Source organism: Piscinibacter sp. PDB5-1 (genome assembly GCF_056676035.1).
In genome coordinates this window covers 1,513,747-1,538,874 of the sequence record NZ_JBWVZL010000001.1, presented here as the reverse complement: position 1 = coordinate 1,538,874, position 25,128 = coordinate 1,513,747, and the positions used below count along the sequence as shown (strand labels likewise).

The 25,128-nt window shown below is 69.2% G+C and carries 20 protein-coding genes; 11 read left to right on the top strand and 9 right to left on the bottom strand.

From position 1 onward, the window contains the following. The first annotated feature begins 308 nt into the window (after positions 1-308). Positions 309-2,735, top strand: coding sequence for a catalase (locus AC1KAT_RS06990; RefSeq protein WP_480324137.1), 2,427 nt, complete (start codon positions 309-311; stop codon positions 2,733-2,735). Between the two features lie 10 nt (positions 2,736-2,745). Continuing rightward, a complete protein-coding gene (ligD, locus tag AC1KAT_RS06985) occupies positions 2,746-5,346 on the top strand; it encodes a DNA ligase D (protein ID WP_480324135.1) in 2,601 nt (866 codons plus the stop codon). 526 nt (positions 5,347-5,872) lie between these two features. On the opposite strand, the gene AC1KAT_RS06980 is transcribed toward ligD, so the two are convergent. From AC1KAT_RS06980 to AC1KAT_RS06955, 6 genes are read right to left on the bottom strand one after another with little or no spacing between them, the layout of a single operon-like run. After that, on the bottom strand, positions 5,873-6,067 hold the full coding sequence (locus AC1KAT_RS06980; protein ID WP_480324133.1) for a DUF2905 family protein: 195 nt from the start codon (positions 6,065-6,067) through the stop codon (positions 5,873-5,875). After that, positions 6,064-7,182 (bottom strand): class I SAM-dependent methyltransferase, encoded by a 1,119-nt coding sequence (locus AC1KAT_RS06975; RefSeq protein ID WP_480324131.1) that lies wholly within the window; start codon positions 7,180-7,182, stop codon positions 6,064-6,066. Before AC1KAT_RS06975 ends, AC1KAT_RS06980 begins: the two co-directional genes overlap by 4 nt. Before the next feature lie 39 nt (positions 7,183-7,221). Next, positions 7,222-8,187 carry a helix-turn-helix transcriptional regulator gene (locus AC1KAT_RS06970; RefSeq protein WP_480324129.1) on the bottom strand — a complete coding sequence of 322 codons (966 nt, stop codon included), beginning with the start codon at positions 8,185-8,187 and terminating at the stop codon, positions 7,222-7,224. Between the two features lie 24 nt (positions 8,188-8,211). Further along, the gene (locus AC1KAT_RS06965) at positions 8,212-9,162 is read right to left on the bottom strand and encodes an XdhC family protein (RefSeq protein ID WP_480324127.1); all 951 of its coding nucleotides are present in this window, start codon (positions 9,160-9,162) and stop codon (positions 8,212-8,214) included. Positions 9,163-9,165: 3 nt separating this feature from the next. Further along, positions 9,166-11,259 carry a xanthine dehydrogenase family protein molybdopterin-binding subunit gene (locus tag AC1KAT_RS06960; protein ID WP_480324125.1) on the bottom strand — a complete coding sequence of 698 codons (2,094 nt, stop codon included), beginning with the start codon at positions 11,257-11,259 and terminating at the stop codon, positions 9,166-9,168. After that, positions 11,256-11,726 carry a (2Fe-2S)-binding protein gene (locus AC1KAT_RS06955; protein ID WP_480324123.1) on the bottom strand — a complete coding sequence of 157 codons (471 nt, stop codon included), beginning with the start codon at positions 11,724-11,726 and terminating at the stop codon, positions 11,256-11,258. The genes AC1KAT_RS06960 and AC1KAT_RS06955 overlap by 4 nt, the downstream gene beginning before the upstream one ends. A 206-nt stretch (positions 11,727-11,932) precedes the next feature. Between AC1KAT_RS06955 and AC1KAT_RS06950 the strand changes: the two genes are divergently transcribed. Genes AC1KAT_RS06950 through AC1KAT_RS06935 form a run of 4 tightly spaced genes read left to right on the top strand, consistent with a single transcriptional unit; the run spans position 11,933 to position 14,777 of the window. Further along, positions 11,933-12,721, top strand: coding sequence for an SDR family oxidoreductase (locus tag AC1KAT_RS06950; protein WP_480324121.1), 789 nt, complete (start codon positions 11,933-11,935; stop codon positions 12,719-12,721). Between the two features lie 9 nt (positions 12,722-12,730). Further along, on the top strand, positions 12,731-13,129 hold the full coding sequence (locus AC1KAT_RS06945) for a dihydroneopterin aldolase (protein ID WP_480324119.1): 399 nt from the start codon (positions 12,731-12,733) through the stop codon (positions 13,127-13,129). Continuing rightward, positions 13,129-14,070 (top strand): tRNA 2-thiocytidine(32) synthetase TtcA, encoded by a 942-nt coding sequence (gene ttcA, locus AC1KAT_RS06940; RefSeq protein ID WP_480324117.1) that lies wholly within the window; start codon positions 13,129-13,131, stop codon positions 14,068-14,070. The genes AC1KAT_RS06945 and ttcA overlap by 1 nt, the downstream gene beginning before the upstream one ends. Before the next feature lie 59 nt (positions 14,071-14,129). Further along, the gene (locus AC1KAT_RS06935; protein WP_480324115.1) at positions 14,130-14,777 is read left to right on the top strand and encodes a DUF4136 domain-containing protein; all 648 of its coding nucleotides are present in this window, start codon (positions 14,130-14,132) and stop codon (positions 14,775-14,777) included. 12 nt (positions 14,778-14,789) lie between these two features. On the opposite strand, the gene AC1KAT_RS06930 is transcribed toward AC1KAT_RS06935, so the two are convergent. Both AC1KAT_RS06930 and AC1KAT_RS06925 read right to left on the bottom strand, forming a co-directional pair. Then, on the bottom strand, positions 14,790-16,088 hold the full coding sequence (locus tag AC1KAT_RS06930; RefSeq protein ID WP_480324113.1) for an MFS transporter: 1,299 nt from the start codon (positions 16,086-16,088) through the stop codon (positions 14,790-14,792). A gap of 139 nt (positions 16,089-16,227) precedes the next feature. Beyond that, complete coding sequence (locus tag AC1KAT_RS06925) at positions 16,228-16,992, bottom strand: SDR family oxidoreductase (protein ID WP_480324111.1); 765 nt, start codon at positions 16,990-16,992, stop codon at positions 16,228-16,230. Positions 16,993-17,176: 184 nt separating this feature from the next. On the opposite strand from AC1KAT_RS06925, the gene AC1KAT_RS06920 reads away from it, so the two are divergent. After that, on the top strand, positions 17,177-18,058 hold the full coding sequence (locus tag AC1KAT_RS06920) for an SDR family NAD(P)-dependent oxidoreductase (RefSeq protein WP_480324109.1): 882 nt from the start codon (positions 17,177-17,179) through the stop codon (positions 18,056-18,058). A 274-nt stretch (positions 18,059-18,332) separates the two neighbouring features. Here the strand turns inward: AC1KAT_RS06920 and AC1KAT_RS06915 are convergent, their stop codons facing one another. Continuing rightward, positions 18,333-19,211: an alpha/beta fold hydrolase gene (locus tag AC1KAT_RS06915; RefSeq protein ID WP_480324107.1), complete on the bottom strand. Its 879-nt coding sequence runs from the start codon at positions 19,209-19,211 to the stop codon at positions 18,333-18,335. A gap of 147 nt (positions 19,212-19,358) precedes the next feature. Between AC1KAT_RS06915 and yajC the strand changes: the two genes are divergently transcribed. From yajC to AC1KAT_RS06895, 4 genes are read left to right on the top strand one after another with little or no spacing between them, the layout of a single operon-like run. Continuing rightward, entirely contained in the window at positions 19,359-19,685 is a 327-nt protein-coding gene (gene yajC / locus AC1KAT_RS06910) for a preprotein translocase subunit YajC (RefSeq protein ID WP_480324105.1), read from the top strand. A gap of 58 nt (positions 19,686-19,743) precedes the next feature. Next, complete coding sequence (gene secD / locus AC1KAT_RS06905; RefSeq protein ID WP_480324103.1) at positions 19,744-21,627, top strand: protein translocase subunit SecD; 1,884 nt, start codon at positions 19,744-19,746, stop codon at positions 21,625-21,627. 29 nt (positions 21,628-21,656) lie between these two features. Next, a complete protein-coding gene (secF, locus tag AC1KAT_RS06900) occupies positions 21,657-22,697 on the top strand; it encodes a protein translocase subunit SecF (protein ID WP_480324101.1) in 1,041 nt (346 codons plus the stop codon). 45 nt (positions 22,698-22,742) lie between these two features. Next, the gene (locus tag AC1KAT_RS06895) at positions 22,743-25,058 is read left to right on the top strand and encodes a DUF1631 family protein (protein WP_480324099.1); all 2,316 of its coding nucleotides are present in this window, start codon (positions 22,743-22,745) and stop codon (positions 25,056-25,058) included. Positions 25,059-25,128: the final 70 nt, after the last annotated feature.

Here is a 25,128-nt window from a genome sequence, read left to right as displayed (position 1 = left end):
AGCATCGCAGAGCAGTCCCGCGCAGCGGGACCGCCGGCCCCGGGGCCGTTTCTTGGCCCACCTTCTTTCTGAAAGAAGGTGGGTCGGCTGCCGGGCCGAAACCCCGGCGCCGACTTCCGTGTGGGGAAGAACGAACCCACACACCGCCAACGGTGCAGGGCCCCGCACACCCGTCGTCATGGCTCCGGGCACATCGCTTGCCCTCTCGTGCTCAAGGCCGCAACCCGTGGCCGATGCCTGGCCTCTGCCCACCCGCAGGGGCCGGACTGCCGCGCGCATCGCGCCGACACGACCCGAGCCGAACGACCATGCCTTCTCGCAAATCCACGCCGCCCCTTCTTCATGCCGAGCCGTTGGGCTCGGTGCTCAGCACCGTCAGCGGGCCTTCGACCGCGATGCCACCCGACATCGCCAATGCGGCACCCGGTGTCTTGCCCGACCTGGTGGCGAAGTTCAGTGCGTCGGCAGAACTTGCCGCAGCCGTCGCCTGGAATGACAACAAGGCCCACGAATACGGTGACGACGCCGCGCGCCAGCCGCGTGAGGGCCTGACGGCCGAGCCATCCGACCCGCTGGCGGGGGCGAGCACGGTCACCGAGGCCCAACCGTCGGACAAGGTGGGCGCTGGTGTCGCGCCGATCGGCCTCAACCACAGCATCGAGTCGCTGGACCGCGTGCGTGCCGACGGCACGGGGCAGGCGCTCACCACCAACCAAGGCGTGGTGATCGCCGACAACCAGAACTCGTTGAAGATCGGCCTGCGCGGGCCGACGGCGCTCGAAGACTTCATCCTGCGCGAGAAGATCACGCACTTCGACCACGAGCGCATCCCCGAGCGGGTGGTGCATGCGCGCGGCTCGGCGGCGCATGGCTACTTCGAGAGCTACAAGTCGCTGACCGAACTGACGCGGGCCGCACCGTTTCAAGAGGCGGGCAAGAAGACGCCGGTGTTCGTGCGCTTCTCGACCGTGGCCGGTGAACGCGGCTCGGCCGACACCGTGCGCGACGTGCGCGGTTTTGCCGTCAAGTTCTACACCGAGCACGGCAACTGGGACCTGGTCGGCAACAACATCCCGGTGTTCTTCATCCAAGACGCGATGAAGTTCCCGGACCTCGTGCACGCGGTCAAGCCCGAGCCGCACCACGGCATGCCGCAGGCGTCGAGCGCGCACGACACCTTCTGGGACTTCGTCTCGCTGATGCCCGAATCGACCCACATGCTGCTGTGGCAGATGAGCGACCGCGCCATCCCGCGCAGCTACCGCACCATGCAGGGCTTCGGCGTGCACACCTTCCGCCTCGTCAATGAACGCGGCGAGTCGGTGTTCTGCAAGTTCCACTGGACGCCGCTGGCCGGCACGCATTCGCTCGACTGGGACGAGGCCGTGCGCATCAGCGGGGCCGACCCCGACTTCCACCGCCGCGACCTGTGGGAGTCGATCGAGTCGGGCGCCTTCCCCGAGTACGAGTTGGGCCTGCAGGTCTTCAGCGAGCAGCAGGCAGAAGCCTTTCCGTTCGACGTGCTCGACGCGACCAAGATCGTCCCCGAAGAGCTGGTGCCCGTGGTGCCGGTGGGCAAGCTGGTGCTCAACCGCAACCCCGACAACTTCTTCGCCGAAACCGAGCAGGTGGCCTTCTGCACGGCGCACATCATCCCCGGCATCGACTTCAGCAACGACCCGCTGCTGCAAGGGCGCATCCACTCCTACCTCGACACGCAGATCTCGCGCCTGGGCGGGCCGAACTTTCATGAGATCCCGATCAACGCGCCCATCACGCAGGTTCACAACAACCAGCGCGACGGCATGCACCGGCAGGCCATTCACCGGGGCCGTGTCAGCTACGAACCCAACTCGCTCGGCGGCGGCTGCCCCTTCCAGGCCGGCGCCACGAAGGGCTTCATGAGCGTGCCCGAACGCTTCAGCAGTGTGGACAAGGTGCGCGGCAAGCCCGAGCGCTTTGCCGACCACTACTCGCAGGCCACGCTGTTCTGGACCAGCCAGAGCAGCATCGAGCAAGAGCACATCGTCAACGCCTTCCGCTTCGAGCTGACCCGCGTGCAGGTGCAAGCCATCCGCGAGCGCGTGGTGGCCATGCTGGCCAACGTGCACCCCGACCTTGCGGGCGGTGTGGCGCGTGGGCTCGGCATCGAGGTGCCGCCGCCCATGCCGCTGGCGCTGAGCCTGCCGCCGGCGCAGTACGCGCCGTCACCGGCCCTGTCGTTGTTCTACCGGCCGGGCGATGGCTCGATCAAGGCGCGGCGCATCGCCATCCTGGTGGCACCCGGTGTCGAGGCCGCATCCTTGCGCACGCTCTATGCCGCGCTGATCGCACGGGGGGCGGTGCCGCGCTACGTGGGCGCGCAGCTCGGCGCCATCGCCACCGCGGGCGAACCGCTGCACGTCGAGGCGACGATGGAGACCATGCCCTCGGTGCTGTACGACGCGCTGATCCTTCCCGACGGGCAAGCGGCCATCGACGCACTCGCCACCACGGCGCACGCGGTGGCGTATGTGAAAGAGAGCTTCAAGCACGGCAAGCCGCTGCTGGTGCTGGGCGCGGGCGAACACCTGCTGGCCGCGGCGGGCGGCTCGGCGCGTTTGTCGAGCGGTCACGCCGACCCGGGTGTGGTGCTCGGCACCGCGCCGACGGTCGAATCGGTGATCGACGCGTTTGTCGAAGCGGTCGCCTTGCACCGACACTTCGTGCGATTGAGCGACACCCCGCCCGCATGACCGTTCCGGGATGGCCGACGACAAGCTCCAGCGCTATCGCCAGAAACGCGACTTCGCCATCACGAGCGAGCCGCAGGGCGGGCGCGCGTCGCCTCAGGCGCTGAGCTTCGTCGTCCAGAAGCACGCCGCGCGCCGGCTGCACTACGACTTCCGGCTCGAACTCGACGGCACGCTGCTCAGCTGGGCCGTGCCCAAGGGCCCGAGCCTGGACCCCGCCGACAAGCGCATGGCGGTGCACGTCGAAGACCACCCGCTCGACTACGCCGGCTTCGAAGGCGTGATCCCGCCCGGCCAATACGGCGCAGGCACCGTCATCGTGTGGGACCGCGGCACCTGGCTGCCCCAGGGCGACCCGCGCGCGGGCTACCGGGCCGGCAAGCTGAAGTTCGAGTTGAAGGGCGAAAAGCTCTCGGGCCACTGGACGTTGGTGCGCATGCGGGGCCGGGGCGCCGAGAAGCAGGAACCTTGGCTGCTGATCAAAGAGCGCGACGAGGCGGCCCGGCCCGCGGCCGAGTTCAACTTGGTCGAGGCCTCGCCCGACAGCGTGCTGACGGGGCGCTCGCGCACGCGGGCGCCCGCCGCGAAGCGCACCGCCACCCGCGGCAACAGCACCGACAAAGCGGCCCGGGCCAGCCCGGGTCGGACCGCCGCCAAGGGCCGGCACGGAGCCTCGGCGTGGCCGGCCGGAGCCAAGCGCGCGGACCTGCCCTTGAGCCTGGCGCCGCAGCTGGCCACGTTGGTCGATGCGCCGCCGGCCGGCGAGGGCTGGCTCTACGAGATCAAGTTCGACGGCTACCGGCTGCTCGCGCGCATCGACGGCGACGACGTGCGGCTGTTCACCCGCAATGGCCACGACTGGACCGCCAAGCTCAAGGGCTTGGCTCGAGAGGTGAAGGCGCTGGGCTTCGCCTCGGCGTGGCTTGATGGCGAGATCGTCGTGCATGGCCCGAGCGGCGCGCCCGACTTCCAGTTGCTGCAGAACGCGTTCGATGCGGCTCGCACCGAGGCCATCCAGTTCTTCGTGTTCGACCTGCCCTTCTGCGATGGCCACGACCTGCGCGAGCTGCCACTGAGCGAGCGGCGCCGCCTGTTGCGCGAACGGCTTGCGCTGGCGCCGCAACCCCGCGTGCACTTCAGCGAAGACTTCGAAGCCACGCCGCAAGACCTGCTGCACAGTGCCTGCCAGATGCAGATGGAAGGCGTGATCGGCAAGCGCGCCGACGCGCCCTACCGCAGCGGGCGAGGCCGCAGCTGGGTCAAGCTCAAGTGCACGCAACGCCAAGAGTTCGTCATCGGCGGATTCACCGCACCCAAGGGCTCACGCAATGGCTTCGGTGCCCTGATGCTGGGCGTGCACGACGAAGCCGGCCGCCTGCGCTATGCCGGCAACTGCGGCACCGGCTTCAGCGAGCAGAGCCTCGCGCGCCTGAGTGACAAGCTCGATGCGTTGAAGACCGCCGCCTGCCCCTTTGAGCCTCGGCCGCCGTCCACGGTGCGTGGGCACTGGGTCAAGCCCAAGCTGATGGCCGAGGTCTCGTTCGCCGAGTGGACGCAGGGCGGCCATGTGCGCCAGGCCGTGTTTCACGGCTTGCGCGGCGACAAGCCGCCGCGTGCCATCACGGTCGAGCAGGCCCAGCCCACGCCCGAGGCGGCGGCCGCAGCGAAACAGAAGACGAAAGCAGGCGCCGCCACGGCGGCCTCGACGCGTGCGCCCTCGCTCGGCGGCATCAAGCTCACCCACCCCGAGCGGGTGGTCGATGCCTCGACCGGCATCACCAAGCGCGAACTCGCCGAGTACTACGCGCGCGTGGCGCCGCGCATGCTGCCGCACCTGAAGGACCGGCCGGTCTCGTTGGTGCGCGCACCCGATGGCATCGGTGGCGAGCTGTTCTTCCAGAAGCACGCGCAGCGCATGCGCTTTCCGGGCATCACCCTGTTGCCCGCCGAACTCGACCGCGACCACGACCCCTTGCTCGCCGTGCCCACGCGCGAGGCGCTGCTCGGTTGCGTGCAGATGAACGTGATCGAGTTGCACACCTGGAACGCGACCGCCCGGCGCATCGAACAACCCGATCGCATGACCTTCGACCTCGACCCCGGCGAGGGCGTGCCGTGGCCGCGCATGCAAGAGGCCGCGACCCTGGTGCACGCGCTGCTCGACGAGTTGCAGCTCGACGCCTTGCTCAAGACCAGTGGTGGCAAGGGCTTGCACATCGTCGTGCCCTTTGCGCCGCGCTGGGGCTGGGCCACGGTGAAGGCTTTTTCGCAGGCGGTGGTGGTGCATCTTGCGCAGACGCTGCCGCAGCTCTTCGTCAGCAAGAGCGGGCCGAAGAACCGGGTCGGCAAGGTCTTCGTGGATTACCTGCGCAACGGGCGGGGCGCGACCACCGCGTGCGCGTGGTCGGCGCGGGCGCGGCCGGGCATGGGGGTGTCGGTGCCGGTCGATTGGTCGGAGCTGCCCTCGCTCACGGGTGGCGCGCACTGGACGGTGCGCACGGCGCCCGAGCGGCTGCAGCTGGACGACCCGTGGGGCTCGAGGGTGAAGAGCCGCAAGGGCTTGGCGGCGGCGATGCGGGCGCTGGATTTCTTGCCACCGGCGGGGGAGGCGTGAGGGCCCCGCATCCTCATCTGCCTGCCGTTTGTCCCGTCTCGATCCCGTTCGCCTACCTCCCCATCCGTTCGGATTGAGCTTGTCGAATTCCTTGCGCGGGTCGTGGCATGTGGGTTCTTTCTTCCCTGCACGGAAGTCGGCGCCGGGATGTGCGCCCGGCAGCGCACCTACTTTCTTTCGAAGAAAGTAGGCAAAGAAGGGGCCCCGGGGCCGGCGGTCCCGCTGCGCGGGACTGCTCTGCGATGCTCGGTCTTGAGGGCGGGTCGCCGACAACTCCCTCCGTTCCCTTCGGTCACTGCGAGTCGAACAGTCGGCGAAGTCAGAGGTGGAAGCGCGCTGCGCGCGCCGCCCTCAAGCCCTGCGCTTCTCGACGCCTCTGCGGGGCCGGGGTCAGGCGCTTCGCGCGGGGTTGAATGCAGAGGGGGCTCTGCCCCTTGCCCCCAAGCTGGGCTCACGCTCTGAACTTCGCTGCGCTCCGTTCTGCCCGACCTGATGTGTCGAAGGCTCGCGGAGATCTTGCCGCGGCTCACACCACCTTGCTGATCGCCAGGGCCAGCAGGCTCAGCAGCACGCTGCTGGCGAAGGGCAAGAAGAAGTCGCGCCCGAACAGCCGAAAGCGGAAGTCACCCGGCAACCGGCCCAGGCCGCGTTTTTCGAGCCAGCGGTAGAAGCCCTGGAAGACCAGCAGCACCAGGAAGATCAGCAGCAGCCAGCGGATCACAGCCGATGCGTCCGGTCGCCGTTCACGAAGCCCAGTGGGGCGTGCATGAAGGTCGGGTCGGCGCCGCGTGCGAAGCCGATCACCTTGAAGAGTTCGCCCATCTCGTGCTCCATCAGCAGTTTCTGCGCGGGGGCGATCACGCGCGGGTCGGCCCCCTGCAGCGCATCGAGCAGGCCGCAGTTGATGAGGAAGTGTGCCTGGCTGGTGTAGCCCAGTACGTCGAGCCCCGCGTTCTGGCCGGCCAGTGCGATGCCGGTGAAGTTGACGTGGGCGGTGATGTCTTTCAGCCCCACGTCCACCAGCGGGTCGGGGTCGGCGCGGTGGCCCTGGTGGCACATCAGCGTGCCGCCGTGGCGCTGCGGCAGGTAGTACTCGGCCTCGGGAAAGCCGTAGTCGATGAAGAAGGCCGCGCCGCGCACCAGCCGTTCGGCCAGCGTGGCGATGAAGGCCTCGGCCTGGGGGTGGACCTCGGTGACGGTGCCCGGCACGAACGGCGCCTCGACCGGCGGGCGCAGGGTGGTCGCGCGGTCGGCCCAGGCGAACCGATTGCCCGCGCTCGACACACCGCGTTCGAACCACTGCGCGCCGTCGAAGTGCAGCAGTTGCACCGGCATCGCGTCGAGCACCTCGTTGCCGACCACCACGCCGTGCATCGTGTCGGGCAGGGTGTCGATCCACTGCACACGCGCGCCGAAGCGGGCCAGGCGTTCTTGTTGCCGCGCCCGCAGGCTGGCCGACAGATCGACGATCACGTAGCGCGCGTCGTCATGGCCTTGCGCGGCCAGGCCGTCGAGCACCTGCTCGGCCAGTGCGCCCGAGCCGGCGCCGAACTCGTACACCGTGTCGGCCTCGCACGCGGTCAAGGCCTGGGCGAGCTGCTTCGAGACGGCGCGCCCGAACAGCGGCGACATCTCGGGCGCGGTGACGAAGTCGCTGCCCGACTGCGGCATCGCGCCGAACTTGCGGCTGTCGTTGGCGTAGTAGCCCAGGCCCGGCTCGTACAAGGCCATCGCCATGAAGCGGTCGAAGGGCAGCCAGCCCCCGGCCTGGGCCAGGGCCTGTTCGATGCGCGCGGCGAGGCTCGCCGAAAGGCCCGGGGCGGGGGGTGAAGACATCGGCGGATTGTAGGAAGCGCCGTGCGGGGCGCGCCGCGTTCAGCGCCTGGCGAATTCGGCGCGGTAGCCGGCGGGGGTGAGGCCGCTGCGCTGGCGAAATTCGCGCGTGAAGTGCGACTGGTCGGCGTAGCCGCACAGAAAGCCCACCTCGGACAGCGCGGCCTCGCTGTGGATCAGCCAGCCGCCGGCCGCGCGGTAGCGGGCCTCGGCCAGCAGCGGGCGAAAGCCCAGGCCGGCCTGCTGCAGGTGGCGCTGCAGGTGGCGCGTCGAATGGCCGAGCGAACGGGCCAGCGTGGCCAGCGGCGGCGGCGCGGTGAGGTGCTGGCTCAGCTGCAGGTAGGCGGCGCGTGCGGTGTCGGGCCAGGTCGGGTCGGGCTGGGCCGGCGGTGCGTCGGCCGGTGGGGTCGCAGTGGCGTGGTGGCCCTGCCAGCGGATGCACCACGTGTGCGTGGCCTGCGCCGCGCAGGCGGCGTCGAGCGCGGCGGCATCGGCGCTCGGGTAGACCGGCGCGCCGCCCGCATGGCCTTGCACGCCCTGCAGGCCGATGGCCTGCAGAAAGCCGATCAGCACGCCCAGCACCACCAGATCTTCGGCGGGCAGCGGGGCGGTGCCGGCTTTCAGCGACACGTGGCGCAGGTGGAGCGACTGTGCCTCGGCCGCCAGCAGTTGCACTCGGTGGCGCGAGTGGATGTAGCGCTCCAGCCGCTGCCAGCGCTGCACCAGGTCGGCGGCGTCGCGCGCGCTGGCCAGTGCGCGGTGCGTGGGCTCGTGCGTGAAGCGGTGCACGCCGCGCCCGAGCAGCGCCAGGCAGCCGAGGCCGCCGTGCTGCACGGCGTGGGACAGCAAGGCGCGTTTGGTGTCGAGGCCGATGGCGGCCTGGGCGCCGGTGTCGTCGCCCGGCGGCGCGGGCAGGCCCAGTTCGAGCAGGCCTTGGCGCAGCACGCGGCCCATCGCGGCGCTGGCGAAGTCGCTGCTGTCGATGCGTTCACGGGGTGGGCGGGCCATGGGGCGATTCTGTTCTGCGCCGGGTCAGCCGCTCAGCGGGTGGTGCCGCGCTTGCACCAGCCCGGCCACGATGCTGACCGCGATCTCGCCCGGCGTCTTGCCGCCCAGCCGCAGCCCCACCGGCCCGTGCAGCCGCGCCAGGGCTTCGGGCGAGAGGCCGAAGTGGTCCGCCAAGCGCTGCTTGCGGGCCGCCTGGTGGCGCACGGAGCCGAGCGCGCCCACGTAGAAGGCGGGCGAGTCCAGTGCGTCGATCAAGGCCAGATCGTCGAGCTTGGGGTCGTGGGTCAGCGCGACGATGGCGGTGCGCGCATCGGGGGCGAGGGCCTGCACGGCGTCGTCGGGCATGCCGGGCAGGCGGTCCACGCCGGGCGGCCAGCCGTCGGTGGCGTGGGCCTCGCGCGGGTCGCACACGAGCACGTGAAAGTCGATCAACTGCGCCATCTGCGCGACGGCACGGGCCACGTCGCCGGCGCCGATCAGCAGCAGCCGCCAGCGTGGGCCGTGGGGCACGGTGAACTGGGTGTCGCTGAGCACCAGCGCTTGGTCGCGCGGGGCGGGGCGCACTTCGACGCGGCCGCTGCGCAGGTCGATCGTGCGGGCGACGAGGCGGCGCGCCTGCACGTGGCCCAGCACCTCGGCCACCCAGCGGGCATCGGCCACCGGCTCTTCGACCAGGCGCAGCGTACCACCACAGGGCAGGCCGAAGCGGGCGGCTTCGTCACGCGTGACGCCGTAGGTGACGAGGCCGGGGTGCGTGGGCGTGTGCATGCGCCGGGTGCGGTCGATGAGCTCGTCTTCGACGCAGCCACCCGAGACCGAGCCGCTCACCCGGCCGTCGCCGCGCACGGCCAGCATGGCGCCGGGCGTGCGGGGCGCGCTGCCCCAGGTCTGCACCAGGGTGTAGAGCGTCACGCGCTGCGCGTCGGCGCACCAGCGTTGCACGTCGCGCAGCACCTGCAGGTCGAGGCTGTCCATGGGTCAGCGCAGGGCCAGCGTGTCGGGCGCCACCGGCAGGCGCTTCACGCGCACGCCGGTCGCGTCGCAGATGGCGTTGGCGATTGCGGCACTGGCGGCGACGATGGCGGTTTCGCCCGCGCCGCCGGGGGCGTCGCCGGTATCGACCAGATCGACCACCAATCGCGGCACCTGGTCGAAGCGCGGAATGGGCGACTCCGCAAAGCTCGCCGCGGCCACCTGCCGGTCGGCCACGGTCAGCTGCTCGACCAGCACCATGCCCAGGCCCCACACGAGGTTGCCTTCGCACTGCGCGCGCACCTGTCCGGGGTGGATGACACGGCCGCAATCGTGGGCGCACCACATCGTGCGCACGCGCACCTCGCCGTCGGCCGACACCTCGACCTCGGCCACCACGGCGGCGTAGCTCGTGCCCTTGTAGATGCCGCAGGCGACGCCCCGGCCTCGGCGCAGGGCGGGCGACGTTGATGGAGAGCGCGGCGCACCCCACCCCGCCACCTGCGCCACGCGCGTCAGCACGCGCGCGAGGCGTGGCTCGTCGATGTGCGCCAGCCGAAAGGCCACCGGGTCGGCGCGGGCGTGGCGTGCGCACGCGTCGATCACCGACTCGATCACGAAGCAGTTCGGCCCCGCGCCCAGGCCGCGCCACGGGCCGGTGAACACCGGCAGGCGCACGAGCGCGAAGCGCGTGTCACGCGTGGCGGCGCGGTAGGGCAGGGTGGCACCGCGCGCCACGCCGTTGTCGCCGATGACGTCGGCCACGCGTTGCATCCACGGCGGCATGGCCGCGTTGGTGAAGAGGATGTGGCTGCTGACGAAGCGGTGCCACCAGTGCTGCACGCGCCCGTCGTGCAGCCGCACGCGCACGCGGTGGCTCGACGGCGTGCGGTGAAAGCCCTGTTGAAACTCCTGCGCGCGCGTCCATTGCACCTTCACCGGCTGCCCGCTCGCACGCGCCAGCACGGCCGCTTCGAGCTCGACGGTGCAGATCGTCTTGCCCCCGAAGGCCCCACCCACCCGCTGCGCGTGCACGGTGACCTGCGTGTCGCGCAGGCCGAAGTGTTTCGCCATCACGTCGCGTTGGTAGAACGCGTCCTGGTTGCCGACCCACAGCTGCAGGTGGCCGTCGGCGCCGAACTCGGCCACCGCCGCGCGGGGCTCGATGGCAGCGTGCGCGGCGAGCGGGATGTCGAAGCGCAGGTCGATGTCCCAGCGCGCGCCCTCGGGCGCCGCCTCATCGTGCACCGCGTGCGGCAGCCGTGCGCTGCGTGCGAGGTGCCCGTCGATGTCGATCAAGGCGGGCACGGTGTCGGCGTCGAGCGTGCCCTCGACCTGCCACTGCGCGTTGAGCGCTTGCTCGATGCGATCGAGCGCACCCGGCGTGCGGGCCACGATTCCCAGGCCTTCGCTGCGGCCTTGCAGCAGCAGCGGGTCGCGCACCAGGGCCACGAAGCCCGGGGTGGCGCGCGCGGCGGCCTGGTCCATCGCATGCAGCGTGGCGTGCAACTCGGGCGAGGCCGGCGCGCGCAGCACGCGGCCGAAGCACTGGCCCGGCCGGCGCACATCGGCCACGTACAGCGGGCGGCCCTGCACGATGTCGAGGCCCTGTTCGATGGGCACGGCGCGGCCGACGTGCGCGCCCGGCCGGCCGCTGAAGGCTCGCAGCGCCGAAGCGGGCCGCTCGTGCGCCTTCAACTCGGCTTGCGAGACGCCGGCTTCGAGCGCGTCGCGCAGCAGCGCGCAGGCCTGGGCCAGCGGCAGGGCGAAATCTTTCACCGAGTCGCTGCCCACGGTGGCGCGCACGCGGGCGATGTCGCGCGTGCTGGGCAACCGGGCGTCCACGCGGTCCCAGGGCACGCCGAGCTCGTCACAGGCGATCTGCTTCAGCGCGGTCACGATGTTCTGGCCCATCTCGACACGCGGAATGAACAGCGTGAAGCGCCCGTGTTCGAAGCGCACCCAGCCCATCGCGTCGCCCAGCGTCGGCGCGGGGCGCTTGGGGATGACGGGCAGCGCGCAGCCGGCGAGAAAGGCCACCGTCAGCGCGCCCCCGCTGGCCTGCAGAAAACCCCGGCGTGACAAGGCCGGCGCGCTCATGCCGCGCCTTTCTGGGCCTGGACCACCGACACGATGGCTGCCTTGACCCGCGCCTGCGTGCCGCAGCGGCACAGGTGGCCGCTCATCGCCTGGTCGATGGCCTCGGGCGTGGGGGCGGGGTCGGCGCGCAACAAGGCCGCCGCGCCCATGACCTGCCCGGCCTGGCAGTAGCCGCACTGCGGCACCTGGTGGTCCACCCAGGCCTGCTGCACCGGGTGCAGGCGCCCGTCGGCGCCGGCCAGCCCCTCGATGGTGGTGACGGCGCGGCCGCCGAGCGCCGCCACCGGCAGCAGGCAGCTGCGCGTGGCCTGGCCGTCCACCCACACCGTGCAGGCACCGCACTGGCCCAGCCCGCAGCCGAACTTGCTGCCCACCAGGCCCAGGTGCTCGCGCAGCACGTGCAAGAGGCGGTCGTCGTGCCACTCGGGCGGCAGCGCGTGGGTGTGTCCGTTGACGTCGATGTTCATGGCGGCTCCTTGTCGTGGCGGCAGCTTGCCGGGCCGCGCACGGGGCGTATAGAACGAACGCGCCAAAACCGGCACGGCGCTGGCATGCCCCCGGGCGATGGCGCGGGCGGGGTGGCCGATACACTGCCGGGCCTGTCGCCGCGCCGCCCTGCGGCCTGCCGGCTTCACGGTTCTGCGTCACCCCTTTCTGCGTCAACCCCTCCTCCATGACCTCGATGCCCCCGCGCCCCGTCGTGCTCGTCACCGGTGCGGCCCGCCGCCTGGGCCGCGCGATGGCGCTCGACCTCGCGGCGCAGGGCTTCGACGTGGCGCTGCACTGCCGCCATTCGCGCGACGAGGCCGAGGCCACCGCCGGCGAGGCGCGTGCCGCCGGTGCGCGCGCGCTGGTGTTCGCGGCCGACTTGGCCGACGAGCCCGCCTGCCGCGCGCTCGTGCCCCAGGTGCTGGCCGCCTTCGGCCGGCTCGACGCCGTGGTCAACAACGCGTCCACCTTCGAATACGACAACCCCGAGCGCTTCAGCTACGCCGCGATGGACGCCCACTGGCGTGCCAACACCGCGCCGGCCGTGCTGCTGGCGCAGGCGCTGCACGCGCATGTGCGGGCGCGGCAGGCGCAGGGCTGCGTCGTCAACCTGATCGACCAGAAGCTCTGGAACCCCAACCCCGATTACTTCTCGTACACGCTGTCGAAGGCCGCCCTGCAGGCCGCCACCGTGATGCTGGCGCAGGCGCTGGCCCCCGAAGTGCGGGTCTGCGGCGTCGCGCCGGGGGTCACGCTGGTGTCGGGGGCGATGAGCGAGGGAGAATTCGCGGCTTCGCACACGTTGACGCCGCTGAAGCGCTCGTCCACCCCCGATGACGTGGCCCGCGCGGTGCGCTTTCTCATCGAGTCACCGGCGATCACCGGCACCACGCTGCTGGTCGATGGCGGCCAGCACCTGCAGGCGCAGCCGCGCGACGTGATGTTTCTTGCCAACCCGTCGAAAGACGTTTGAAGTTTCCGCATGCACACCCTGCTGACCCAACCGAGCCTGATGGATTGCCGCCGGCTCTTTTTGCGCGACTACGAGGTGTGGATCAACATCGGCGTGCACGACTTCGAAAAGCGCGGCGAGCAGCGCGTGCTGATCAACGTCGATCTGTTCATCCCGCTGGCGGTCTCGACGCCCAAGGCCGACGAACTGCACGAGGTGGTCGATTACGACTTCATGCGCCGCACCATCGCCGAGCGCGTGAAACAAGGCCACATCCATTTGCAAGAGACGCTGTGCGACGACGTGCTCGCGCTGATGCTCACGCACCCGCACGTGCGGGCGGCGCGCGTCTCGACCGAGAAGCCCGATGTCTACCCCGACTGCGAAGCGGTGGGCTGTGAAGTGTTTGGAATGAAAGAGGTGCCCTGATGGATGCGGTGATCAACACGCCGGCAGCGACTGCGACGAACGCCGACGAGAAGGCGCACGCCTTCCAGATGAACAAGCTCAGCAAGCGCCTGCACCGCCAGGTCGGCCAGGCGATCGCCGACTTCAACATGATCGAAGACGGCGACAAGGTCATGGTCTGCGTGTCGGGCGGCAAGGACAGCTACACGCTGCTTGAAATCCTGATGAACCTGCGCGAGCGCGCACCGATCAAGTTCGACCTCGTCGCGGTCAACCTCGACCAGAAGCAGCCCGACTTTCCCGAGCACGTGCTGCCCGAGTACCTGGCCCGGGTGGGCGTGCCCTTCCACATCGAAAACCAGGACACCTACTCCATCGTCAAGCGCCTCATCCCCGAGGGCAAGACCATGTGCAGCCTGTGCTCGCGGCTGCGCCGGGGCATCCTGTACCGCGTGGCGGGCGAACTGGGCGCGACCAAGATCGCGCTCGGCCACCACCGCGACGACATGCTGCAGACGCTGTTCATGAACATGTTCTTCGGCAGCAAGATGAAGGGCATGCCGCCCAAGCTGGTCAGCGACGACGGCAGGAACGTGGTCATCCGCCCGATGGCCTACGTGGCCGAGACCGACGTCGAGCAGTGGGCGCGGCACCGGCAGTACCCGATCATTCCGTGCACGCTGTGCGGCAGCCAAGAGGGCGCCCAGCGCCAGCAGATCAAGGCCATGCTGCGCGATTGGGACAAGCGCTTCCCCGGCCGCATCGACAACATGTTCACGGCGCTGGGCAACATCGTGCCCTCGCACCTGATGGACCGGAACCTCTTCCCCTTCACGACGATCCAGGCCACAGGCGTGCCCGATGCCGCTGGCGACGTGGCCTTCGACGAAGACGAGGTCTGCGCGCCGCCCAAGGGGGCGGCCGGCCCTGCCGACGTCTCGGTCATTCAATTGAAGCTCTGATGGCGGGGTCGTCCACACGCTGAACCCTTCAGCCGACGGTCGTTCATCCGAGATCCCGAATGCGCACCCAGCCTGCCCGTTTGATCGCCGTCCTGCTGGCCGCCGCCGCGCTGAGTGGCTGCGCGGCGCTCAACACGGTCGAGAGCGATGTGTCCACCTTCGCCACCTGGCCCGCGCAGCGGCAGGCCGGCACCTACGCCTTCGAGCGCCTGCCCTCCCAGCAGGCGCGGCCGCAAGAGCAAGACCAGGTCGAGGCCGCGGCCCGGCCGGCCCTTGAGAAAGCCGGCTTTCGCCCCGCGCCCGAGGGCACGGCGGCCGACGCCAGCGTGCAGGTCGGCGTGCGCGTCACGCGCATCGACCAGCGCCTCTACGACGACCCGTTCTGGTGGCGCGGCGGCCTGTACTACTCGCGCTGGAACCGCGGGCCGTTCTGGGGCCCGCACATGAGTTTCCAGTTCGACACGCCGCGCTACGCGCGCGAGGTGGTGGTGCTGATCCGCGACCGGCAGAGCGGCCAGCCGCTGTACGAAGCGCGCGCCGCGAACGACGGCAACAGCGCCGGCTCGATGCCGCTGCTGGGCGCGATGTTCGAAGCGGCGATGAAAGACTTCCCGAACACCGGCGTCAACCCACGCCGCGTGAACGTGGTGCTGCCCTCGGGCGCACCGCCGGCGGCTGCGGCCTCGGCGCCGGCACCGGCGAAGTAGCCGCGAGCGGGTTCAGCCGGCCGCCGCCTCGCGCTCGCCACGCGCGATGTCGATCGGCCGCAGCAACAGCAGGCCCGCGATGAAGAACACCGCCGTACTCAGGATCGCCACGCGGTGGTTGCCCGCGGTGACGAGCGTGATCACGCCATAGGTCAGCGGCCCCACGATGGCTGCCAGCCGCACCGCGAAGGTCCACAAGCCATAGAACTCGGCGCGGCGGCTCTCGGGGGCGAACAGGCCCACCATCGCGCGCCCGGCCGACTGGCTGGAGCCCATGCACAGGCCCGCCACCACGGCCGCGGCCCAGAACAGCGGCGGCGAGGTCGCGGCAAAGGCCAGCAGCGTCATCACGACCCAGCCGATCAGCGTGAAGGCCAGCGCGCGTTTGTGGCCGAGCCGGTCTTGGCCGTAGCCGAAGAAGAACGCGCCCACGGTGGCCGCGATGTTCACGAGGAACACCAGCATCATCGTGTCGGCCTGCTTGAAGCCCATGGCCTGCTCGGCGTAGATGGCGGCCAGCGCGATCACCACCGAGATGCCCGCCTGGTAGCAGGCGTTGCAGGCCAGAAACCAGCTCAGGTCGCGGTAGCGCCGCGCCTCGCGGGCCGTGGTCGCCAGGCGGCGCAGCGCGGCCACGAGGCCGGCGTCTTGCGCGTTCGCGGCGATGGGCACGGCACGCTCTTTCAGCAGCGCGAAGGTGGCCAGCGAGGCCGCACCGTACAGCGCCGCGGTGATGAGCATCGTGACCGGCACGAACGAGGTCGCCGGCTCACCGCGCGCCTGCGCCGCCAGCACATAGGCCAGGCACAGGCCCAGCGCCAGCATGCCGCCCAGGTAGCCGAGGCTCCAGCCCCAGCCCGACACGCGGCCGTAGGACTCGACCTTGGCGATCTCGGGCAAGAAGGCGGCGATCAAGGACTCGCCGTAGGCATAGGCCACGTTGGACACCAGCATCGCCGCCACCGCCAGCCACAACTGCCCGGGCCCGGCGAAGGCCAGCGCGCAGGTGCCGACGACACAGGCCGTGGTGGTCAGCGCCAGCAAGCGCTTCTTGGCCGCACGCAGGTCGGCGAAGGCGCCGAGCGCGGGCGAGGTCAGCATCACGATCAGGCTGCTGACGGCGAGCGTGAGCGTCCACGCCATCGTGGCCCAGCTCGCGCCTTGCGCCACCACGCCCACGAAGTAGGCGTTGAACACGGCCGTGAGCACCACCGTCGTGTAGCCCGAGTTGGCAAAGTCGTACATCGCCCAGCCGAACACCTCGCGTTTCTTCACGCCTTCGTTCAGGGCTTGCTGCGGAAACCAGGCCATCGTGTCCCCTCGTTGTGGTCGTGTGCGACGAAGCGCGGGGCAGTGTAGGCGTGGGGCGTGACGGGCCGCCCCATGAAAAACGCCAACCCGCAGGTTGGCGTTGAGCTGGGGCGTCGGTGCGACGAAATCTTCGCCCTCGTCAGATCGTGGCGCCGCCGTCCACCACGATGGTCTGGCCGGTCATGAACGAACCAGCGGCCGACGCGAGGAAGACCGCCGCGCCGGCGATCTCGTCGGGCTCGCCGATGCGGCGCAGCGGCGTGGTCGAGGTCGAGCGCTTCAGCGTCTCGGGGTTGTCCCACAGCGCCTTGGCGAAGTCGGTCTTGACCAGCCCCGGCGCGATGCAGTTGACGCGGATGTTGTTCGGGCCCAGTTCGACCGCGAGGTTGCGCGCGAGCTGGAAGTCGGCCGCCTTCGAGATGTTGTACGCGCCGATCACCGGCGAGCCGCGCAGGCCGCCGATCGACGAGACGATGACGATGGCGCCGTCTTTGCGCTCGACCATCTGCGGCGTCACGAAGCTGATGAGCCAGTGGTTGGCGATGACGTTGTTCTCGAGGATCTTGCGGAACTGGTCGTCTTCGATGCCGGCCATCGGCCCGTAGTACGGGTTGCTCGCGGCGTTGCACACGACGATGTCGATCTTGCCGAGCTGGCGGGTGGTTTCATCGACCAGGTGCTTCAGGTCGTCCTTCGACGAGATGTTGGCCGGGATCGAGATCGCCGTGCCCGCGCCGTGCTGCGCGTTGATGGCGGCGGCCACTTCGGCGCAGGGTTCGGGCTTGCGCGACGAGATCACGACCTTGGCGCCTTGTTCGGCCATGCGCTCGGCGATCGCCTTGCCGATGCCGCGCGACGAACCCGTGATGACGGCCACTTTGCCGGCCAGCGAGAACAAAGACATGGTGTTCCTCTTCGATGAGTTGTAGGGGGCGGGCGGCCCGGGGCCGCAGCGGGCCGTGATTTTCGACCAGCGCCGGCGCGCGGCCCAGCACGTTGGCGACATCGGCTTCTGGCACAGTGGCGGCCGCGCTCGCGGGCAGGTCGCCGGCGGGCATCACAACACGGCAACAGCAGGTGAGATTTCCATGAGCAGCATTCGTTTTGACGGCAAGGTCGCCCTCGTCACCGGCGCAGGCGGCGGCCTGGGTCGCCAGCACGCACTGGCACTCGGCGCGCGCGGCGCGAAGGTGGTGGTCAACGACCTGGGCGAAGGCGCCGACAAGGTCGCCGACGAGATCAAGGCCGCCGGCGGCGAGGCGCTCGCCATCCGCAGCTCGGTGAGCGACTTCGAGGCGGTGCAGGCCATGGTCAAGCAGGTGGTGGACACCTGGGGCCGCGTGGACATCCTCGTCAACAACGCGGGCATCCTGCGCGACAAGAGCTTCTCGAAGATGGACATGGCGGACTTCCGCCTCATCGTCGATGTGCACCTGATGGGCTCGGTGTACTGCACCAAGGCCGTGTGGGACCTGATGCGCGCACAGGGCTACGGCCGCATCGTGATGACGACCTCGTCCTCGGGTCTATTCGGCAACTTCGGCCAGTCGAACTACGGCGCGGCCAAGATGGCGGTGGTCGGCCTGATGCAGACGCTGTCGCTCGAAGGCGCGAAAGACAACGTGCGCGTCAACTGCCTCGCGCCCACCGCCGCCACCGCGATGACCGAAGGCCTGATGCCGCCGGCGATGCTCGAAAAACTCAAGCCCGAGGCGGTGACGCCGGGGCTGCTGTACCTCGTGAGCGAAGACGCGCCGACGCGCACCATCCTGTGCGCCGGCGCCGGCACCTTCGAGCGCGCCTACGTCACGATGACCGGTGGGGTGCACATCGGCATCGCACCCGATGCGCCTGAGCAGGTGGCTGCGCAGTTCGAAGCCATCTCGGACCGCGACAACAACGAGATCGTGCCCGAGGCCGGCATGGCCCAGGGCCGCAACGAGATCGGCTTGGCGATGCGGTCGGTCTGATTTTTTGTGGGTTGGAGGGACGGGGTGGTGGGGCTCGGTCTTTTCACCGCCAAGACGCCAAGAACGCCAAGGACGCGAAGAAAAGCAAGGGAAGGGATCCCCAGCGAAGAAAGCCAAGAGCGGAGCCACGCAAGAGAAGGGCGCCGGGCAAGAAAAGAGCCCAGGCCCTTCCGTCTTTGAATTCTTTCTTGGCGACCTTGGCGTTCTTGGCGTCTTGGCGGTAAAGAAACCGCCCCCCACCACCGACAACCCCGCCGAGACGCGCCGGATCCCCTCAGCGCACGAAGCGCTGGGCCAGCCACGCGAGCAGGTCGCCGATGACCTGCTCGCGGTTCGTTTCGTTCAGCACCTCGTGCCGTGCACCCGGGTAGACGGTCTCGGTCACGTCCACCAGGCTGGCCGCGCGGTAGCGTTCGGCCAGGGCGCCAAACCACTTCAAGTGGCCGTTGATCGGGTCCTGGTCGCCGGTGACCAGCCACACCGGCAGGCCGCTCGGCACCTGCTTCAGCGCGTCCGCATCGGCGAGCAGCCGCGCGCTGGCACCGAGTGAGCGCATCGAAGCGGTGTTGAGTTCGAAGCCGCACAGCGGGTCGGCGATGTAGGCATCCACCTGGGCCGTGTCGCGGCTCAGCCAGTCGAAGGGCGTGCGGGCCGGCTCGAAGGCCGCGTTCGCCTGGCGCACCGCGGGGTCGTGCATCGCGGCCTGGATGCGCAGGTCGAGCGCCGCGCTGCCGCTGAGCACCAAGCCGTCGATGAGTGCGCCGTGCGTGAGGGCGAACTGCTGGGCGGCGAACGAACCCATGCTGTGCCCCAGCAGCACGAGCGGCACACGGGGGTGCTGCTCGCGCAGATGGCGCGCGAGCGCGGCCATGTCCTCGCTCAGCGCGGCGAAACCTGCGCTGCCGAAGTCGCCCAGCTGGCCGGCCTGGGCGGCGGCGGCGCCGTGGCCGCGGTGGTCGTTCGCGTAGACGGTGTGACCGGCGGCGGCGAGGGCCCTGGCCACCGGGTCGTACCGAGCGGCGTGCTCGCCCATGCCGTGAGCAATCTGCACCACCGTGCGCGGTGGCGTGGTGCTCGGCCAAGCCTGCACGTTGATGCGGTGGCCGTCGTGCGCGGCGAGGGAAAACGCGGGGGTCGGGAAGGGAACTTTCATCCGCCGAAGTATCCCTGCGACACCCGCGCGCGGCCTGCCGCTACGGGTTCGCCCGGACACGCCTGGCGGGCATAATTCCTGGCTTTCCCCCTGCGGGCCGGGCCTTTGCGCGCGGCCCCGCTTCACCGCTCCACGCAAGGATTTTCCGTGTTCATCTCAGAAGCATTCGCCCAGGCCGCGCCGGCCGCCACCGGTGGGTCCGGCCTCGGCATCGAGCAGTTGTTCATCTTCGGCGGCCTGTTCGTCGTCATGTACTTCGTGATGATTCGTCCGCAGATGAAGCGTCAGAAAGAACACAAGGCCATGATCGACGCGTTGGCCAAGGGCGACGAAGTCGTCACCTCAGGCGGCGTGCTGGGCAAGGTCGCCAAGCTGGGCGAAACCTTTGTCCACCTCGAGGTCGCCAACGGCGTCGAGATGCAGGTGCAGCGCACGGCCATCGTGCAGGTGCTGCCCAAGGGCACGCTGAAGTAAGCCGTCCCGCCTTCCAACCCTTCGAGATGCGTCGGGCCGGGCCCGCGAAAGAGGTCTCATGAATCGCTACCCCTGGTGGAAGTACACGATCCTCGCGATCGCGCTGCTGTTCGGCCTGCTCTACACCTTGCCGAACTTCTTCGGCGAAGCCCCCGCCGTGCAAATCAGCAGCGGCAAGGCCACGATGAAGGTCGATGGCGCCCTGGTGCCTCGCGTCGAAAGCGCGCTCAAGCAGAACAGCATCCCGTTCGACTTCGTCGAGTTCGACGGCAACTCGGTGCGCGCGCGTTTCGGCGACCCCGAGACGCAGTTGAAGGCCAAGGACGCGATCAGCAAGGCGCTCAACCCGAACGCCAACGAGCCGCAATACATCGTGGCGCTGAACCTGCTGTCGCGCTCGCCTCGCTGGCTCACCGCCATCAACGCCCTGCCCATGTACCTGGGTCTCGACCTGCGCGGCGGTGTGCACTTCCTGATGCAGGTGGACATGAAGGCTGCGATCACGCGGCGCATCGACTCCACGGCCGGCGACATCCGCACGCTGCTGCGTGACAAAAACCTGCGCCATGCCGGCGTGTCGCGCGATGGCAATGCGGTCGACGTGCGCTTCCGCGACGCGCAGACGCTGCGCGCAGCGGTCAACCTGCTGTCGAGCGAATTGCCCGACATGCTGTGGACCGAAACGCCCGAGGGCACTGACTTCAAGCTGCGCGGCGTGCTCAAACCCGACGCCGCGCTGAAGGTGCAGGACACGGCGATCACGCAGAACATGACCACGCTGCACAACCGCGTCAACGAACTCGGCGTGGCCGAGCCGGTGATCCAGCGCCAGGGCATCGACCGCGTGGTCGTGCAACTGCCGGGGGTGCAAGACACCGCGAAGGCGAAAGACATCCTCGGCCGCACCGCCACGCTCGAAGTGCGCCTGGTGGATGACAGCGCCGAAGCGAACGCCGCGGTGTCGGGCTCGGGCCCCGTGCCCTTCGGCACCGAGCGCTACGCCGAACGCGATGGCCGCCCCATCATCGTCAAGCGCCAGGTCATCCTGACCGGCGAGAACCTGGTCAACGCGCAATCGGGCTTCGACCAGCAGACGCAAGAGCCCGAGGTGCAGCTCACGCTCGACGCCAAGGGCGCGCGCATCTTCAAGGACGTCACGCGCGAAAACATTGGCAAGCGCATAGCCATCATCCTGTTCGAAAAGGGCAAGGGCGAGGTCGTGACTGCGCCGGTGGTACGCAGCGAAATCGGCGGCGGGCGCGTGCAGATCTCGGGCGCGATGACCACGTCCGAGGCCAACGACACCGCGCTGCTGCTGCGCGCCGGTTCGCTGGCCGCACCGATGGAGATCATCGAAGAGCGCACCGTCGGCCCGAGCCTCGGCGCCGACAACATCTCCAAGGGCCTGAACAGCGTGCTGTACGGCTTCCTGGCGGTGGCCGCGTTCATGTGCATCTACTACCTGTTGTTTGGCCTGTTCTCGTCGCTGGCGCTGGCGTTCAACCTGCTGCTGCTGGTGGCGGTGCTGTCGCTGCTTCAGGCCACGCTGACGCTGCCCGGCATGGCCGCCATTGCGCTGACGCTGGGCATGGCCATCGACGCCAACGTGCTGATCAACGAGCGGGTGCGTGAAGAGCTGCGCAACGGTGCGGCGCCGCACACGGCGATCAACGCCGGCTACGAGCGCGCGTTTGCCACCATCCTCGACTCGAACATCACCACCTTGATCGCCGGCATCGCCCTGCTGGCCTTCGGCTCCGGCCCGGTGCGCGGCTTCGCGGTCGTGCACTGCATCGGCATCCTGACCTCGATGTTCTCGGCCGTGATGTTCTCGCGCGCGCTCGTGAACCTCTGGTACGGCCGCCAGAAGAAGCTCAAGAGCGTCTCGATCGGGCAGATCTGGAAGCCCGCGGCCGAGCCCGCTGGTGAAGCCCGCGCCTGATTCGCGCACAAGAACGACAAGGAATCGAGATGGAGCTTTTCAGAATCAAACGGGACATCCCGTTCATGCGTCACGCGATGGTGTTCAACATCATCTCGTTCGTGACCTTCCTGCTGGCGGTGTTCTTCCTGATCACCCGCGGCCTGCACCTGTCGATCGAATTCACCGGCGGCACGGTGATCGAGGTGCAGTACGCCCAGTCGGCCGAAATCGACAAGGTGCGCCACACGGTCGAAGGCCTGGGCTTCGGCGAAGTGCAGGTGCAGAACTTTGGCACCTCGCGCGACGTGCTGATCCGACTGCCGGTGCGCGGCGACGTGAAGCAGGACGAGGTGCTCAAGCGCGTGTTCGGCGCGCTGTGCACGGCCGAGGGCGGCCAGGTCTCGGTGGTCGCCCCTGCGGCGGGGGCGGCGGCCGACGCGGCCAGCCACGAGGTGTGCTCGGTCAACGGCGCGATGCGCATCGAGAAGAAGCGCAACGAGTTCGTCGGCCCGCAGGTCGGCAAGGAGCTCGCCGAAGACGGTGCCAAGGCGCTGGCCTTCGTCGTGATCGGCATCATGATCTACTTGGCCTTCCGCTTCGAGTGGAAGTTCTCGGTCGCGGCCATCGTCGCCAACCTGCACGACGTGATCATCATCCTGGGCTTCTTTGCCTTCTTCCAGTGGGAGTTCTCGCTCTCGGTGCTGGCGGCGGTGCTGGCGGTGCTGGGCTACTCGGTCAACGAATCGGTCGTGATCTTCGACCGGATCCGTGAAGCTTTCCGCAAGTACCGCAAGATGGACACGGCGCAGACCATCGACCACGCGATCACCAGCACGATGAGCCGCACCATCATCACGCACGGCTCGACGCAGCTGATGGTGCTGTCGATGCTGATGTTTGGCGGGCCAACGCTGAAGTATTTCGCGATCGCGCTGACCATTGGCATCCTGTTCGGCATCTATTCGTCGGTGTTCGTGGCGGCCGCCATCGCGATGTGGCTGGGCGTGAAGCGCGAAGACCTGGTGAAGTCGAATCCGACCAAGGACAACGTCGATCCGGACGACCCCAACGCTGGGGCCGTGGTGTAGAGTCAAGCCATCCCCTCACCGCGCGAACACGAGCACCTTTCCCTCATGGCGACCGCTGCCGATTCGTTGGCCCTGGCCGCCCAAGCGCGCCGGTCTTACGTGGAGCGCCTGCTCCACGGCATGCCGGGTGTGGTGCAGGCTGTGGAAGACGGCGCCAAGCAGTTGCTCACGCAACCTGCCGAACACACCCTGCAGTACAAGCGCCGCGAGTTGGCGATGGACCTGCGCAAGTGCGCACCGGCCTGGACGCAAGGGGTCGTCAACGCATTGCGCACGGCGCTGGTGAGTGGCTCGGTCTCGGCCACCCGGCCCGAAGACCTGCCCGCGCCGGGGCGCATGCCGGCGATGTCGCTGGTCGATGACGACACCATCGAAGTCGAGATCCTCAGTTCGCGCCTGGCGCTGTCCATGATGGACCGCGCCTCGTGGGAGTTCACCGACCTGCGTTCGCGCATGTCCGCGCTCGAAAAACGCGGCGAACTCGACGCCAACGACGTGCTGCGCCCGCATGTGTTGGCGCGCCTCGTCACGAGCGCCTGGCGCACGGCCGGCCTGAGCCAGGAATGGTGGCGGCTGCTGCAGCCGGTGCTGCACGAAGAGTTCTCGCACTTCGCCGAAGAGGCGTACCACGAGACGAACCGCTGGTTGATCCAGCAGAACGTGTTGCCCGAGATTGACCTGCGGCCTTTCATTCGGCGCACCCGCTCGGCGCCGGGCGGCATCGGCCCGGGCGGATTGGGCACGTCGGGTGGGGCGCTTCCCGGCGCGGGCGGTACGGGTTCCGGTGCGGCCACCGGCACCAGCGGCTTCGGCAACAGCCGCAACGTCGGCGAAGAAACCCGGCTGATGACACGCGCCGGGGGCTTCACCCGCGGGGCCGATCATGCCGAAGCGGTGCTGGGCCGGCTCAACCGTTTGATCGGCCGGCAACTGCCGGGCTTCGCGGGCACCGCCCCGATGCCGGCATCGGCCGAACTGAAGGCGGCCATCACCGAGGCGCAGCAGGGCATTCAGCGGCGCCTGGTCGTGACCGGCACTGGCAAGCCGGGCGGTGACTCGGTCAGCACGCCGGCCCTGCTCGAAGAACTGCACCAGCGCAAGCAGGCGCTCAAGAAGGCCGCGACCTCGCCGGTCGAGCGCGCCACGATCGAGATCGTCGCGTTGCTGTTCCAGAGCATCCTGACCGAAGAGCGCATCCCGGCCGCGGTGCGCGTGTGGTTCGCGCGCCTGCAGATGCCGGTGCTGCGCGTGGCCGTCAGCGAGCCCGATTTCTTCGCCACCGTCGATCACCCGGCGCGTCGCCTGATCGACCGCATGGGCGCGTGCGTGATGGGGTTCGATTCGACCAGCCGCGCGGTGGGCGACACGCTCGAAAAAGAGATCAAGCGGGTGGTACAGGTGGTCGAGGCCTACCCCGACACCGGCCGGCGCGTCTTTCAGACCGTGTTGACCGAGTTCGAGAAGTTCCTGGAGCACTATTTCAAGAACGAGAACGAGGCGACGCGCAAAGGCGTGTCGCTCGCCCAGCAGGTCGAACAACGCGAAACGCTCGCGATCCAGTACACGATCGAGTTGCGCAAGATGCTCAACGAGGTGCCGGTGCAAGAAGGCGTGCGCGACTTCCTGTTCCAGGTATGGGCGGACGTGATGGCCATGGCGGCCGTCAAAGGCGGCGGGCCGCAGAGCGACGAAACCAAGGCCATGAAGCGCGCGGCAGCTGACCTGATCTGGTCGGCGAGCGCCAAGGTGTCGCGCGAAGAGCGCGCCGAGGTCATCCGCCGGCTGCCGCCGCTGCTGAAGACGCTGCGCGAAGGCATGGACGTCGCGGGCCTCAGCACCGAGAAGCAGGACGAGCACATCCAGAAGCTCAACAACTCGCTCGCCGCGGCCTTCACCGCTAAGGCTGCGGCGATCCCGCACGAGCGGCTCGAAGAGCTGATGCAGCGGCTCGAGACCTTGGAAGAGCTGCTCCCCGACACCGCCGACATGGAAATTGACGAGTCGCTGGTGATGGACTTGTCCGGCCACGAGAGTGCCGAACTCGAAGTGGTGGGCGAAGGTGGATCGATGCCCACGCCGGCCATGCTGGCCTGGGCACGCGAACTGAATGTCGGCGGTTGGTACATGCTCGACTACCGCAACCGCAATGAGGCCGTGCAACTGGCGTGGCAGGGCATGCGCAAGCAGCTGATGCTGTTCGTGTCGCCGAATGGCCGGGGCATCCTGTTTCAGCAGCACCGCCTGGCGGCCTTCCTTCAGGCCGGCCTGCTGGTGCCGGCGCAAGACGAATCGCTCACGGTGCGTGCCACGCGCAGTGCCCTGGCCAAGCTCGATGTCGACCCAACGCGCCTGCTGAACTGACGGGTGTCCGCGGCCGAAAGCAAAAAGCCGCCCTGAGGCGGCTTTTTTGTGGGTGCGAGGTGGGGGACTC

Excerpts from the sequence above, each read along its gene's own strand:
- AC1KAT_RS06895 (WP_480324099.1), top strand. The coding sequence starts at position 22,743 with ATGGCGACCGCTGCCGATTCGTTGGCCCTGGCCGCCCAAGCGCGCCGG.
- AC1KAT_RS06965 (WP_480324127.1), bottom strand. The coding sequence starts at position 9,162 with ATGGACAGCCTCGACCTGCAGGTGCTGCGCGACGTGCAACGCTGGTGC.
- ttcA (WP_480324117.1), top strand. The coding sequence starts at position 13,129 with ATGGATGCGGTGATCAACACGCCGGCAGCGACTGCGACGAACGCCGAC.
- secD (WP_480324103.1), top strand. The coding sequence starts at position 19,744 with ATGAATCGCTACCCCTGGTGGAAGTACACGATCCTCGCGATCGCGCTG.
- AC1KAT_RS06960 (WP_480324125.1), bottom strand. The coding sequence starts at position 11,259 with ATGAGCGCGCCGGCCTTGTCACGCCGGGGTTTTCTGCAGGCCAGCGGG.
- AC1KAT_RS06975 (WP_480324131.1), bottom strand. The coding sequence starts at position 7,182 with ATGTCTTCACCCCCCGCCCCGGGCCTTTCGGCGAGCCTCGCCGCGCGC.
- AC1KAT_RS06915 (WP_480324107.1), bottom strand. The coding sequence starts at position 19,211 with ATGAAAGTTCCCTTCCCGACCCCCGCGTTTTCCCTCGCCGCGCACGAC.
- AC1KAT_RS06990 (WP_480324137.1), top strand. The coding sequence starts at position 309 with ATGCCTTCTCGCAAATCCACGCCGCCCCTTCTTCATGCCGAGCCGTTG.
- AC1KAT_RS06955 (WP_480324123.1), bottom strand. The coding sequence starts at position 11,726 with ATGAACATCGACGTCAACGGACACACCCACGCGCTGCCGCCCGAGTGG.
- secF (WP_480324101.1), top strand. The coding sequence starts at position 21,657 with ATGGAGCTTTTCAGAATCAAACGGGACATCCCGTTCATGCGTCACGCG.
- AC1KAT_RS06935 (WP_480324115.1), top strand. The coding sequence starts at position 14,130 with ATGCGCACCCAGCCTGCCCGTTTGATCGCCGTCCTGCTGGCCGCCGCC.
- ligD (WP_480324135.1), top strand. The coding sequence starts at position 2,746 with ATGGCCGACGACAAGCTCCAGCGCTATCGCCAGAAACGCGACTTCGCC.
- AC1KAT_RS06970 (WP_480324129.1), bottom strand. The coding sequence starts at position 8,187 with ATGGCCCGCCCACCCCGTGAACGCATCGACAGCAGCGACTTCGCCAGC.
- AC1KAT_RS06945 (WP_480324119.1), top strand. The coding sequence starts at position 12,731 with ATGCACACCCTGCTGACCCAACCGAGCCTGATGGATTGCCGCCGGCTC.
- AC1KAT_RS06950 (WP_480324121.1), top strand. The coding sequence starts at position 11,933 with ATGACCTCGATGCCCCCGCGCCCCGTCGTGCTCGTCACCGGTGCGGCC.
- AC1KAT_RS06920 (WP_480324109.1), top strand. The coding sequence starts at position 17,177 with ATGAGCAGCATTCGTTTTGACGGCAAGGTCGCCCTCGTCACCGGCGCA.
- AC1KAT_RS06925 (WP_480324111.1), bottom strand. The coding sequence starts at position 16,992 with ATGTCTTTGTTCTCGCTGGCCGGCAAAGTGGCCGTCATCACGGGTTCG.
- AC1KAT_RS06930 (WP_480324113.1), bottom strand. The coding sequence starts at position 16,088 with ATGGCCTGGTTTCCGCAGCAAGCCCTGAACGAAGGCGTGAAGAAACGC.